This is a genomic window from Aestuariivirga sp., assembly GCF_041738905.1.
Taxonomy (GTDB): Bacteria; Pseudomonadota; Alphaproteobacteria; order Rhizobiales; family Aestuariivirgaceae; genus Aestuariivirga.
Genome location: NZ_JBGSOZ010000182.1, coordinates 1 through 13,239, shown reverse-complemented (window position 1 = coordinate 13,239; position 13,239 = coordinate 1). Strand labels below are relative to the sequence as shown.

The window sequence follows — 13,239 nt, the reverse complement described above, 5'->3', positions numbered from 1 at the left end:
ATATAGTCGGGTCCTGCCAGAAGTTCCCGGAAAAGCCTGCCTTCATCTTAAATATAAAGATTTCTTTATGTCGTTATGGACAGGCAGCGGTGCCCCTGCTATAGCAACCGCCGATTTCAGATATCCCGAGGACAAACATGACCCGTGCCCACCACGACTACCACGTTGCCGACATCAAGCTCGCCGATTGGGGACGCAAGGAACTCGACATGGCCGAGGTCGAGATGCCGGGCCTCATGGCGACGCGCGCCGAATACAAGGCGCTGCAGCCGCTCCGTGGCGCACGCATCTCGGGCTCGCTCCACATGACCATCCAGACCGCCGTGCTGATCGAGACGCTGGTCGCTCTCGGTGCGGAAGTCCGCTGGGCCTCTTGCAACATCTATTCGACGCAGGATCACGCCGCCGCAGCCATTGCCGCCGCCGGCATCCCGGTCTTCGCCTTCAAGGGCGAGTCGCTGAAGGAATACTGGGACTTTACCGCCAAGATTTTCGAGTGGCCGGACAACCAGCCCTCCAACATGATCCTCGACGACGGTGGCGACGCGACCCTTTATATCCTCCTCGGCTCCAAGGCCGAGAAGGACCCGGCCCTCGTTGCGCACCCGAAGACCGAAGAAGAGGAATATCTCTTCGCCGCCATCAAGAAGCGCATCAAGGAGCAGCCGGGCTGGTTCGACACGGTGAAGGCCGCCATCAAGGGCGTGTCCGAAGAGACCACCACCGGCGTCCACCGCCTGTATGAACTCCAGAAGAAGGGCGAGCTTCCCTTCCCGGCGATCAACGTCAACGACAGCGTGACGAAGTCGAAGTTCGACAACAAGTATGGCTGCCGCGAGTCGCTCGTCGACGCGATCCGCCGCGGCACCGACGTGATGATGGCCGGCAAGGTCGCCGTCGTCGCCGGTTATGGCGACGTGGGCAAGGGCTCGGCTGCTTCGCTGAAGGGCTCGGGCGCCCGCGTGATCGTGACGGAAGTCGATCCGATCTGCGCGCTGCAGGCCGCAATGGACGGTTTCGCCGTGCAGACCATGGAAGACGTGGTTGCGACCGCCGACATCTTCGTCACCGCGACGGGCAACAAGGATGTCATCACCGTCGATCACATGAAGCAGATGAAGGACATGGCCATCGTCTGCAACATCGGCCACTTCGACAACGAAATCCAGGTCGCCGAGCTCCGCAACTTCAAGACCACCAACATCAAGCCGCAGGTGGACATGGTCCACATGCCGAGCGGAGCCCGCGTCATCCTGCTGAGCCAGGGACGTCTGGTGAACCTCGGCAACGCCACCGGCCACCCGAGCTTCGTGATGTCGGCGTCCTTCACCAACCAGACCCTGGCGCAGATCGAGCTCTTCACCTCGTTTGGAACAGGCAAGTACAAGAACGAAGTCTATGTGCTGCCGAAGCACCTTGACGAGAAGGTTGCCCGCCTCCACCTCGAAAAGCTGGGCGTGAAGCTGACGAAGCTGCGCGACGATCAGGCGGCCTATATCGGCGTCACGCCGCAGGGCCCCTTCAAGCCGGAATATTACCGGTACTGATTCGCCTCCGGCCTACCATATGCAGGGCCCGGTTCCTCGGAACCGGGCCTTTTGCTTTAGGAGACCAGTTTTTATGCCGTGTTCTCGTGCCGGACCGCCAACAAGGATTCCGGCGCACCCCGTCTTTGGCTATACCTTTCGCGGGGCGGATGACTGCTGATTCGTGCGGCATCCCTGGACTTGGACCGGAGAGGACATGGGCGCCGGTTTCGGCAACACACTGGCGGGCGATCCGATTGCCCTCATTGCGGTTTTGGCCGTCCTCGCGGTATTCGCGTGGGCGCTCTATTCCGTCCGCAAGATGGCCAAGGACGATCTCTCCAACCGCCGCCGCATCGCCGATCTCGAAATCCGCCTCAACGAGGCCGAGACCGCCATGGCGTCCGAAGCCCATGTCATGATCATCTGGACCGGGCGCGATGACAGGCCCGACAGGATCGTGGGCTCCATGCATGGGGCCGCGCAGCTTCCCTCGGAACCAGACATGCTGCTGGACTTCGGCTACTGGCTGGAGCGCGACTCCGCCGTGGCGCTCATCGAGGCGCTGCATGAATTGCGGAGCGCCGGCACGCCCTTCAACATCGGGATCCGGACGCTGGCAAATGAATTGCTCGAGGCTGACGGGCGCACGGCGGGCGGCCTTGCCACGCTGCGCTTCCGGCCTCTGGCCGGCGAACGCCGCAACATGGCGGCACTCGCCTATGATGCCCACAAGCTGGGCAAGCAGGTCGAACGCCTGAGCGCGGTGCTCGATGCGGCACCGCTACCGGTCTGGCTGCGCGGAGCCGATGGCAAGCTTGCCTGGGTCAACCAGGCCTTTGTGGCCTCGGTTGAAGCACCTGATGGCGACGTGGTGGTGAAGGCAGGAATCGAAATCGCCAGCAACGCCAGCATCGACAAGACCCGGGCCGACCCGAAGACCGGATGTGTCGGGCGCATTCATTCGGTCATCGGCGGTGCGATGCGTGCCCTCGATATCCATGAGGTCGGCTTGCCGGAAGGAACAGCCGGCTTCGCCATCGACATCACCACGCTCGAGGAGGCCGAAAAGGAACTCGACCGCCATATCAAGGCGCATACATCAACGCTGAACAAGCTCGACACGGCCATCGCCATCTTCGGGCCTGACCAGCGCCTGCGCTTTCACAATGCGGCCTATGCGCTGCTCTGGCCACTCGATTCGAAGTGGCTCGATACGCACCCGACCGATGGGGAAATCCTCGACCGCCTGCGCTCGCAACGCTGCATCCCGGAACAGGCGAACTACCGCGAATGGAAAACCAAGCAGCTCTCTGCCTATACGACACTCGAACTGCGCGAGAGCTGGTGGTATCTTCCTGACAACCGTTCGCTCCATGTGGTGTGCGAGCAGCATCCCTTCGGCGGCGTCACCTATCTCTACGAGAACGCCACGAAGGAGATCCAGCTCGAAAGCCGCTACAACGAGTTGATCGGCGTCCAGCGCGAAACCCTCGACAATCTCGAGGAAGGCATTGCCCTTCTCGGCTCCGATGGCCGCCTCAAGCTTTTCAATCCCGCCTTCGCGCGGTTCTGGAGCCTCGATCCGGCCTTCCTCGAAACCGAGCCGCATATCGAGGACCTGACCAGGCATGGCCGCCGCGTCGTCACCGATTCCGCCGCCTGGGACGAGGTGAAGTATGGCGTCACCCGGCTCGACGTCGAGCGGAAGCCCATCACCGGCAAGATCAACGCGGCCGACCATATCCTGCAGTTCACTGCAGTTCCGCTGCCCGACGGCAATACGCTGCTCACCTTTGCCGACGTCTCCGATTCGGCGCGCATGGAGCGTGCGCTGCGTGACCGCGCTGACGCGCTGGAAGCCGCCGACCGTCTCAAGAACATGTTCCTGTCGAATGTGTCCTACGAGATCCGGACGCCCCTCACCTCCGTTCTCGGTTTCGCGGAAGGCCTTCAGATGGGCATCGCCGGTCCGCTCACGCCGAAGCAGCAGGACTATGTACGCGATATCCGCCGTTCTTCGGCTGATCTCAAGACCATCATCGATGCGATCATCGACCTCACCGCCATCGACGCCGGCGCCATGGAGCTGAGGCTCGAGCGCATCGACGTCACCAGCCTGCTCGAGGCCGTTGCCGAGAAACTGGCCCCCTCGATCGACAACCGCGACCTGACGCTCAATGTCGAGGTGGGATCCGACGTCACCTCGCTCGTCGCCGATGCCAAGAGGCTGGAGCAGATCCTCTCCAATCTTCTTTCCAACGCCATCGGCTTTTCAGAACCGGGTGGCACCATCCGCATGGGCGCCAAGCGGTCCGGCAACAGCTTGCAATTCTGGGTGTCCGACTCCGGCCGCGGCATCGATCCCGAGTTCCAGAAGCAGGCGTTCGAACGATTCCAGTCGCGTCCCATTCCCGGCGGCCACCGCGGTCCGGGCCTCGGCCTGTCCATCGTCAAGAGCTTCGTCGAGCTGCATGAAGGCCAGGTGTCGCTGCTCTCCAAGGTTTCGCAGGGCACCACCGTGCTCTGTACCTTCCCTGTCGATGGCCCCGGCTCCGCGCAGCGCAGTGCCGCGCAGGCCCTCGGTGCACGGAAGCTGGCCTGATCATGCAGTTTAACCATCTGTTCGATTCGCCCGAAGCGTCCGAAGCGTTCGCCGCCGAGCTCTCGCTCTTCGCGCGCCCCGGCATGGCGTTGCTGCTGAAGGGCGATCTCGGCGCGGGCAAGTCCACCTTCGCCCGCGCCTTCATCCGGTCGCTTGCGCAGAACAAGGACTTCGATGTACCAAGCCCCACCTTCACGCTGGTCCAGACCTATGACGAGACGCGCGTGCCGGTGGCCCATGCCGATCTCTATCGCATCTCTTCAGTGCGCGAGCTCGATGAGCTTGGCTTCGACGATCTCCTGAAGACCCATGTTCTGGCCGTCGAATGGCCGGAAAAGATACTGGACTGGCCGCTGGCTGACAGGCTCCTTGTCGAACTTTCAGGTTCCGGAAGGAGCCGGGAGGCGAAATTCACCGCTGGCGGCGCATGGATACAGGCGCTTGACCGGAACGCCGCCATCAGGGGTTTTCTGGAGCCGACGCGTTGGGGCAAGGCTGAGCGGCGCTTTCTCGAGGGCGATGCCTCGTTTCGCCGCTATGAGACGTTGCATCTGGATCACGAGCAGTCGATCCTGATGGACATGCCGGCGCGGCCCGATGGACCGCCCGTGAAGAACGGCAAGCCCTACAGCGCCATTGCCCACCTCGCCGAGGATATCCGCGCCGTCATTGCCGTGAATGGTGTCCTCGTCGAAAGGGGCTACAGCGCGCCGCGGGCAGAAGTCTTCGATCTGGAGCAGGGCTTCGCGGTAATGGAAGACTTCGGCCGCAACGTCTATGGCCGCATGATGCAAGCAGGCGAGGACATGCGCGAACCAATGGCCGAAGCGATTGCCGTTCTGGCCGGCATGGCGGCACGCGACTGGCCTGCGGATGTTGTCATCAAGGGCGGCACCTACCATGTCCCGCCTTATGATATCGAAGCGCAGTTGATCGAGGCCGATCTGCTCGCATCGTGGTTCTGGCCCTATATCACAGGCACCGATATTCCGGATTCCGCGCGCGCCGAGTTCGAGTCGCTCTGGTGCGACCTGCTTCCCCTTACGCAGGGCGGCAAGCGCGTCTGGGCGCTGCGCGACTATCATTCGCCGAACCTCTTGTGGATGCCGGAACGCGAAGGCCTCCGGCGCGTCGGGATCATCGACACGCAGGACGCGCTCATGGGCCACCCCGCATACGACGTTGCTTCCATGCTGCAGGATGCGCGCGTCGACATCGGCTTCGATGTTGCAGAGACACTTTATGAGCACTATTGCGCCCTGCGCGGCAGGGTCGGTGCATTCGACCGCGCCGAGTTCGATCTCGCCTACGCCATTCTGGGAGCCCAGCGCGCCACCAAGATTCTCGGCATCTTTGCGCGGCTTTCGAAGCGCGATGGCAAGCACGGCTACCTCCGTCACATTCCGCGCGTGTCGCGCTATCTCGAACGGGATCTTGCCCATCCGCGTCTTGCCAAACTGAAAGCCTGGTTCGACCGCCACATGCCCGCTACCGTGCGCGAGCGCAGCCAATGAGCCGCGTCGGCAGAACGGCCATGGTTCTTGCCGCAGGCTATGGCCAGCGCATGAGGCCATTGACGCTCACTTGCCCCAAGCCTCTGGTGGAGGTCGCGGGCCGCTCCCTCATCGACTACGGCTTCGACCGGCTTCGTGAGGCGCGAGTCGATACCGCTGTCGTCAACGTGCATTATCTGGCGGAGCAGATCGAGGACTGGGCTCACCGCCAGACAAGTCCGCAGATCATCATTTCCGACGAGCGCGCTGAAATCCTCGATACCGGCGGCGGCGTAGCCCTGGCCCTTCCGAATCTGGGCCCTGATCCCTTCTTCGTCATCAACAGCGACAGCTTCTGGATCGAGCGCGGTGAACCCGCGCTTGATCGGCTGCGCGCGGCGTGGGACGATGAAACGATGGATTGTCTCCTGTTGCTCTGCCCCCTCGGCCAGACGGTCGGCTATGATGGAACGGGCGATTTCGTGCGCGGCGCCGATGGCCGCCTCGCACGGAAGTCGGCTTCCGCCGGAGAGCCATTGGCCTATATCGGCGGCTATCTCGTTTCGCCCCGCCTCTTCCACGATGCCCCCATGGGCAAGTTCTCGATGAACCTCCTGTGGGATCGCGCCATCGCGAAGGGACGCCTTTTCGGCCTCTCGCATCTCGGCCGCTGGCTTCATGTCGGAACGCCAGAGGCCATCCCTCTGGCCGAAGCCGCGCTGAAGGGATGAGCGATGAGTGGACAGCCGCCGCGCGTCTTCACCATCGCGCCAGACAAGCCCTTTCTCGAGGTTCTTGCCCGCGCTGTCCTGAAGGGTTTCCCCCGCGCCGACGGTAGCGCTCCCGGCAGCCTCGATCTCGCGCGCTGGACCATCCTGCTTCCCACCCGCCGCGCCGTGCGCGAGCTTGAGGACATTTTCTTCCGGCTCACCGGCGGCAGCGGCGTGCTCCTGCCGCGCATCAGGCCCATCGGCGACATTGACGAGGACCTGTTGGCGCCTGACCAAGCAGGCGTTGAACTCGGCACGCCGGTCTCGCAGCCGGGCCAGCTCCTGCTTCTCATGGACCTCATTGATGACTGGGCAAAGGCTCATCCTGAAGCCCGTCTGGCACAGGAAATCGCCCAGGCGCCGCAGCAGGCCACAGGGCTGGCCCAGTCGCTCGGCGAATTCCTCGACGCGATCGAGACCGAGGACATCGAGGTGGCGAGGATACCGGAGCTCTACGGTATCGAGTCCGCCCACCACCGAGAGGCCATCCTCGACTTCCTAGCCATCGCCCGGGAAAGCTATCCGCAGCGGCTGGCAGGTGAGAATGCCATCGGCCCGCAGGCTCGTCGCTCGAAGGTTCTGAGGCATGAGGCGGCACGGCTTTCCAACACCCGCACCAGCCTTCCCTTCATTGCAGCAGGCTCTACCGGATCGATACCCGCGACGTGCGAACTGCTGAAATCCATCGCGGCCCTTCCCAACGGCGCCGTGGTGCTCCCCGGCCTCGACCAGGTGATGGATGAGCCAAGCTGGCTCGCGCTTGGCCCCACCCATCCGCAGCATGCGCTGAAGCAGCTCCTGATGAGGCTCAACACGCAGCGGCAGGATGTGAGCGAACTCGGCGAGGCACAGCCCGGCCCCCGCAATTGGCTGGTGAGCGAACTGATGCGCCCCGCCGAAACCTCGCACCTCTGGCATGCGGCCCTCAAGGGCCAGGAGCACCGCGTGGCCGAGGCCATGCAGGGCGTGGAGCTCGTCGAGACGCGGAGCATTCCCGAACAGGCCACAGCCGCTGCCTTGATTTTGCGCCAGTGCCTCGAAACGCCCTGCCGCACCGGTTGCCTCGTGACACCCGACCGCCAGCTCGCGCGCCGCGTGAAGGTGGAGCTCAAGCGCTGGAACGTGACGATCAATGATTCCGCTGGCGAACCGCTGGTCCGCTTCGGTGGCGCCTCGCTTCTCAATCTCCTGCTCGAATGCCTGCTGCAGGATTTCTCCGCCGAAACACTGGCCGCCCTCCTGCGCCACGACCTCGCAACATTCGGCTTGACGGCGAAAGAGGCGCGGCATCATGCGAGCGTCATTGAACTCGCACTGCTGCGCACCGGAACCGGTGCACCTGAAATCGGCAAGCTGTCGCACGCGCTTCGCCTCGCAAGCGAGGATCGCAACTCGCTTCATCTGCTGATCCGCGATTTAACGCAGGAGCAGTGGGAACAGACCATCGCTTCTTGCGTGCGGATTGCGGACGTCCTGGCGCCGCTGCTCAACAACCCACCGCAGGGCCTTCGCGACCATTTGGACCGACTCGCTGAAGCTTGCGGAAATATCGCTGGCGAGGCCCTCTGGCTGGGCGAGGGTGGTGACGTGCTGCGGGAGGCCTTCGAGCTCCTGCGCGAGGAGTCGCGCTTCCTCCGGTCCTGCGACGTGGCCCGCGCCGCCTCCATCATCCGTCACTGGCTGCACGGCCTTCCCGTGCGGCCGCAGCAGCGTGACGAAACTCCGCTCACCATTCTGGGCCTTCTCGAAGCACGCCTCATCCGCGCCGACGTAACGGTGCTGGCTGGATTGAACGAGGGCACATGGCCCGGTGCCGCTGACTGCGGCCCCTGGATCAATCGCCCCATGCGAGACACGCTCGGCATGAAGCAGCCCGAATCGCAGATTGGCCAGACCGCGCACGATTTCGCGCAGGCCTTCGGCAATTCCGACGTGAAGCTCCTGTGGTCGCGCCGCATCGGGGACTCGCCCGGAACGCCGTCGCGCTGGATTCACCGCCTGCAGATGATCCTTGAAACCGCACAGCGTAAAGACCTTGCAGGCGGGGCCTCGCCGTGGCCGGGACTGGCGCGAAAGCTTTCCGAGCCCGTGGCGGTGGCACCCGTCGCCATGCCGAAGCCGCGCCCGCCGGTGGCACTCCGCCCCACCAAACTCAGCGTCACCCGCATCGAGACCCTGGTGCGCGATCCCTATGCCATCTACGCGCGCCATATCCTGAGGCTGGAACCGGTGAACCCGATTTCGGCAGCGCCCGATCCGGCCCGCCGCGGCCTCATCTTTCATGGCGCCATCGGTGACTTCCTGACGGCCTTTCCGAAGGACCTGCCTCCCGATGCAATCCAGCGGCTGGAGGATTACGGCCGCCGTCATTTCGAGCAGATTGCCGACTATCCGGGCCTTGTGAGTTTCTGGTGGCCGCGCTTCCGGCGTATCGCCATGTGGATTGCCGAGCAGGAGCCGGAGTTGCGCGAAGGCGTCGACAGAATCGTGGCGGAAACCGGAGGCGAGATGTCGCTCGACATCATCGGCATGGCGGAAGCCTTTCGCCTCACCTGCCGCGCTGACCGTGTCGACCTTCTGGCCGACGGCACGGCCCGCATTGCGGACTACAAGACGGGTTCGCCGCCGACCAAGCCACAGGTCGAGGCGGGCCTCTCACCACAGCTCACCTTGCAGGCTGCCATACTGGAGCAGGGCGGTTTCGAGCATATCGGCAAACGCGCCACCAGCCGCATCGCCTACATCCATCTCACGGGCGGCGATCCGGCCGGAGAGCTGAAGCCCCTCGACGTTCCCGTCATGGAAACCGCGCATCGCCATCTCGACGGCTTGAAGCGCATGCTCACGGCCTATGCCTCGCCGAAACAACCCTATTACCCGCGCGCCCTGATGGAGAAGGACGAAGACCAGGGCGACTACGATCATCTTTCGCGCTTCCGCGAGTGGACGCTGTCGGGGGATGTGTCTTGACCGTCAATCTCCAGGCCAGTCTTGACCAGCTCGCGGCATCCGATCCCGCGGCCACCGTCTGGGTCAATGCCAATGCGGGCTCCGGCAAGACCCATGTGCTGGTCGACCGTGTAATCAGGCTCATGCTTGGGGGCACCGAGCCATCGCGCATCATGTGCCTCACCTTTACCAAGGCAGCAGCGGCTGAAATGGCGAACCGGCTTTTCGAGCGCTTGAGCAAGTGGATTGCGCTCAGCGATGAAGAGCTTTCTGCCCGCCTTGCTAGTCTTGGTTCAGCCAATGCCGATGCGATGCTGCTCGAGCGCGCCCGCCAGCTCTTTACCCGCGCACTCGAAACACCGGGCGGCCTCAAGATCCAGACCATCCATGCGTTTTGCGAACGCGTGCTGCAGCTCTTCCCAGTCGAGGCTGGCATCGTTCCGCATTTCACCATGCTCGATGACCGCCAGTCGCTGAACTTGTTGCAGACGGCGCGCAATTCGGTTCTCGCAATGGCGAAGACCGAAGGCGCGACGGAAATCGGTGCTGCCCTGCTGGACATTGCCAACCGCGTGAGCCCGGATGGCTTTGACAGCCTCTTGACCCAGTTGCTGGCCAAGCGCGCCAATCTCCGGGGCGTGTTGCAGGAGGAGAGTGGCCTCGTACGCGCCGAGGCTCTCCTGAGGATTCACATGTCGCTGGTCCAGGGCGAGACGAAAGACTCTCTCACGGCCGGCCTCACCTGCGACGTCGAACGCTATCTCGACGTCGCATCTGCACTCGAAACCGGATCGAAGACTGAGAAAGATCGCGGTGCCGAGATCCGGGCGATCTGTGCCGCCGGCAACGTGAGCCTTCTCGCGCTGCAATCCATTCTGCTTACCAAGCAAGGCGAGCCGCGGAAGGCGGTGGCGAACAAGTCCACGCTCGATCGTCATGGCTGGCTTGGCGACTTCATCGGCGAAGAGCAGTCCCGCCTCGCTGATGCCATGGGCCGGATGGGCGATCTTGAATGCCTCTCCGCCACGCTGTCGGTCCTCCGGTTGGGCAGCGCCATCGTCGAGACCTTCGAGCAGATGAAGCGCCGGCAGGGAAGCTACGACTTCGACGATCTCATCATCAAGACCGGCGAGCTTCTCAGCGAGAAGCCCGATGCCGCCTGGGTGCTCTACAAGCTTGACGGCGGCATCGAGCATCTTCTCGTCGACGAGGCCCAGGACACGAGCCCGATGCAGTGGCAGATCGTCCGTTCACTGACGGAAGAGTTCTTCTCCGGCGAGGGCCGGCACGGCCGCAAGCCCCGCACGCTATTCGTGGTGGGTGACCGCAAGCAGTCGATCTATTCCTTCCAGGGCGCCGATCCCAATGTGTTCGAGCGCGTGCTTGTCGATGTGAAGGCGCAGGTGAAGGCTGCGGGTCAGGAGTTCCGGCCAGTCGATTTCACCGTCTCCTTCCGCTCGGCGCCTGAAATTCTGCAGGCCGTCGACGATGTCTTCGCACCCGACTCACAGGCGCGTCTGGGCCTTGACGGCGAGACGGCGCGCGACTGGCACCACGAATCGAATCGCCGCTCCGCGAAGGGCACGGTCGAGATCTGGCCGCTGATTGCGCCCGAGGATACCGATGATCGTGACCCATGGCAGGCCCCCGTTGACCGCGAGCCCGCCCATTCCCCACGCCGTAGGTTGGCGAAGAAATTGGCGCAAACCATCAAGGGCTGGATCGGCCGACGCCAACTCATCTCGCTGGGGCGCGCCGTCACGCCCGGAGACATTCTCATTCTCGTCCGCCGCCGCAACAGCTTCTTCGATGCCATGATCCGTGCCTTGTGGAACGAACAGGTGCCGGTTGCCGGTGCCGACCGCCTCAAGCTCAGTGAGAACATCGCGGTACTCGACCTGATGGCGCTCGCACAATTTGCCGTGATGCCGGAAGACGACCATGCGCTGGCCTGCATCCTGAAAAGCCCGGTCTTCCCCCGTCCCCTGACCGAAGACGAATTGATCGCGATTGCGGCGAAACGGAATGCGCTGTCACTGTGGGAGAGCCTGCAGAAGCAGGATGGCCCGCCCTTCGCTGCGGCTGCGGAAATCCTGCGGCCGCTCATCGCGGAAGCTCCATCGGCACGGCCCTTCGAATTCCTGTCTGGCGTTCTGGCAAAGTCACGGCTTCGCTTCGTGTCGCGTCTGGGCAGCGAGGCCAATGACGCCATCGATGCACTTCTCGACCGCGCCCTCGACTACGAAGAGGCAAGCGGCACCTCGCTCGCTGGCTTCGCCAACTGGTTCGCCGCGGGCGAGATCGAAATCAAGCGCAACATGGAGCAGGGCGCCGACGAGGTCCGCGTCATGACGGTGCACGGCGCCAAGGGTCTCGAAGCGCCCATCGTGATCCTTCCGGATACGGCGGCCGCTCCCACGCAGAGCCGTTCCAGCCCGCTCCTCATGCTCGATGGCGGGGACGTTCACGCCAGGGTGCCTCTGTGGCCCGTGCCAAAACTTGGTGCTTCCAAAGCGGTCAAGGCGCTCAAGGCCCTGCAGAAGGATGTGGAGGCGGCCGAGTACCAGCGCCTCCTCTATGTGGCCATGACGCGGGCCCGCGATGAACTCTACGTCTGCGGCTATGAGGGAAAGAACAAACCCTCCGACAACTGCTGGTATGAGACGATCAAGGCGGCGCTGACGCCGAAGATGGAGTCGCTGGGCGAGGACATTGGCTGGCGGCTCGGGGTCCCTCCCGTCGTCGCAAGCGAAGCTGCTGCAAGCCAGGTGGTTGCCAAGCAATCCGTTCCGGACTGGATCGCGCGTGACGTCGAACCCTCGCCGGCACTCGCCGTCCCGCTGATGCCTGTCCGGCCGGCGCGGTTTGGGCAGGTGGCGCGCGGCATTCTTATTCATCGCATCCTGCAGCAACTCCCCGAGCTGGGTGATGCCGAGCGCGCTACTCACATCGCCGCTGTTGTAAAGCACGCAGGTTTCGCTCCCGCACTCTCGGACGAACTGATAGCGCTCATCGGGAACCCCATGTTCGTTGAACTCTTGTCGGGCGAGGGCAGCTCTGAGGTTCCGCTCATCACGCAAGGGGCGGCCGGGCGACCGGAACGCCGCCGCATCGACCGTCTCGTGCGCACTGCCTCGGGAATCCTGATCGCCGACTACAAGACCGACCGTTCGGTGCCAGCCACACCTGAGGCTTGCAACCCGGAGTACTTGTCGCAGATGGCGACTTATCGGAATGCGCTCCGTCTCATTCACCCCGGAGAGGCGCTGCGCGTCTGCCTAGTGTGGACGGAGACACCGCTGCTGATGGCGATTCCCGATGAACTCCTGGACCGCATGTCAGGCCTGCAACAGCCCCGCCCTTGACCCGGATGGAGGGGACCCCTACCTTCCAGCCATACGCAACGGCGAATCCCGCCACACCCCACGAGGTTACTCCCATGTCCACCCACAAGGCGTCCGATGCATCCTTCGAAAAGGACGTTCTCCAGTCCGACACACCCGTCGTCGTCGATTTCTGGGCGGAATGGTGTGGCCCCTGCAAGATGATCGGCCCGGCCTTGGAAGAGATCGCCGCCAGCCTCGGTCCCAAGGCCAAGATCGTGAAGGTCAATATCGATGAGAACCCGGGCGTTCCCTCGCGTTATGGCGTGCGTGGCATCCCCACGCTCATGGTGTTCAAGGGTGGGCAGGTTGCCGCGACCAAGGTAGGGGCTCTGCCCAAGAACCAGCTTCAGGCCTGGATCGAGCAGTCGATCTAGGCTCAGGACCTATTAAACTGGTTGCGGATCAGTTGCAGTTTTGATTCAAGGCTTCCGATAGAGGAGGCCTTCATGAGCAAGCTGTTTCTGCTGAGCAAGTCCCAGATGTCGCGAATTTCGCCATGTTTTCCGCTGG

At 63.4% G+C, this 13,239-nt stretch carries 7 protein-coding genes; all 7 read left to right on the top strand.

Features of this window, described 5'->3' with window-relative positions; all coding sequences use genetic code 11:
- Positions 1 to 137 precede the first annotated feature (137 nt).
- Positions 138 to 1,547, top strand: coding sequence for an adenosylhomocysteinase (ahcY, locus tag ACEW8Q_RS16950; RefSeq protein ID WP_373505234.1), 1,410 nt, complete (start codon positions 138 to 140; stop codon positions 1,545 to 1,547).
- Positions 1,548 to 1,743: 196 nt separating this feature from the next.
- Positions 1,744 to 4,131: an ATP-binding protein gene (locus ACEW8Q_RS16945; RefSeq protein ID WP_373505233.1), complete on the top strand. Its 2,388-nt coding sequence runs from the start codon at positions 1,744 to 1,746 to the stop codon at positions 4,129 to 4,131.
- 2 nt (positions 4,132 to 4,133) lie between these two features.
- Positions 4,134 to 5,645, top strand: a complete 1,512-nt coding sequence (gene tsaE / locus ACEW8Q_RS16940; RefSeq protein ID WP_373505232.1) for a tRNA (adenosine(37)-N6)-threonylcarbamoyltransferase complex ATPase subunit type 1 TsaE — start codon at positions 4,134 to 4,136, stop codon at positions 5,643 to 5,645.
- Between the two features lie 20 nt (positions 5,646 to 5,665).
- The gene (locus tag ACEW8Q_RS16935) at positions 5,666 to 6,355 is read left to right on the top strand and encodes a nucleotidyltransferase family protein (RefSeq protein WP_373505231.1); all 690 of its coding nucleotides are present in this window, start codon (positions 5,666 to 5,668) and stop codon (positions 6,353 to 6,355) included.
- A 3-nt stretch (positions 6,356 to 6,358) separates the two neighbouring features.
- The gene (gene addB / locus ACEW8Q_RS16930) at positions 6,359 to 9,364 is read left to right on the top strand and encodes a double-strand break repair protein AddB (RefSeq protein WP_373505230.1); all 3,006 of its coding nucleotides are present in this window, start codon (positions 6,359 to 6,361) and stop codon (positions 9,362 to 9,364) included.
- The gene (gene addA / locus ACEW8Q_RS16925; protein ID WP_373505229.1) at positions 9,361 to 12,708 is read left to right on the top strand and encodes a double-strand break repair helicase AddA; all 3,348 of its coding nucleotides are present in this window, start codon (positions 9,361 to 9,363) and stop codon (positions 12,706 to 12,708) included. Before addB ends, addA begins: the two co-directional genes overlap by 4 nt.
- A gap of 74 nt (positions 12,709 to 12,782) precedes the next feature.
- Entirely contained in the window at positions 12,783 to 13,103 is a 321-nt protein-coding gene (gene trxA, locus ACEW8Q_RS16920; RefSeq protein ID WP_373505228.1) for a thioredoxin, read from the top strand.
- Positions 13,104 to 13,239 lie beyond the last annotated feature (136 nt).

What these genes read in the sequence shown, in the direction of transcription:
- ahcY (WP_373505234.1), top strand. Translation starts at nt 138, where the DNA reads ATGACCCGTGCCCACCACGACTACCACGTTGCCGACATCAAGCTCGCC.
- ACEW8Q_RS16945 (WP_373505233.1), top strand. Translation starts at nt 1,744, where the DNA reads ATGGGCGCCGGTTTCGGCAACACACTGGCGGGCGATCCGATTGCCCTC.
- tsaE (WP_373505232.1), top strand. Translation starts at nt 4,134, where the DNA reads ATGCAGTTTAACCATCTGTTCGATTCGCCCGAAGCGTCCGAAGCGTTC.
- ACEW8Q_RS16935 (WP_373505231.1), top strand. Translation starts at nt 5,666, where the DNA reads ATGGTTCTTGCCGCAGGCTATGGCCAGCGCATGAGGCCATTGACGCTC.
- addB (WP_373505230.1), top strand. Translation starts at nt 6,359, where the DNA reads ATGAGTGGACAGCCGCCGCGCGTCTTCACCATCGCGCCAGACAAGCCC.
- trxA (WP_373505228.1), top strand. Translation starts at nt 12,783, where the DNA reads ATGTCCACCCACAAGGCGTCCGATGCATCCTTCGAAAAGGACGTTCTC.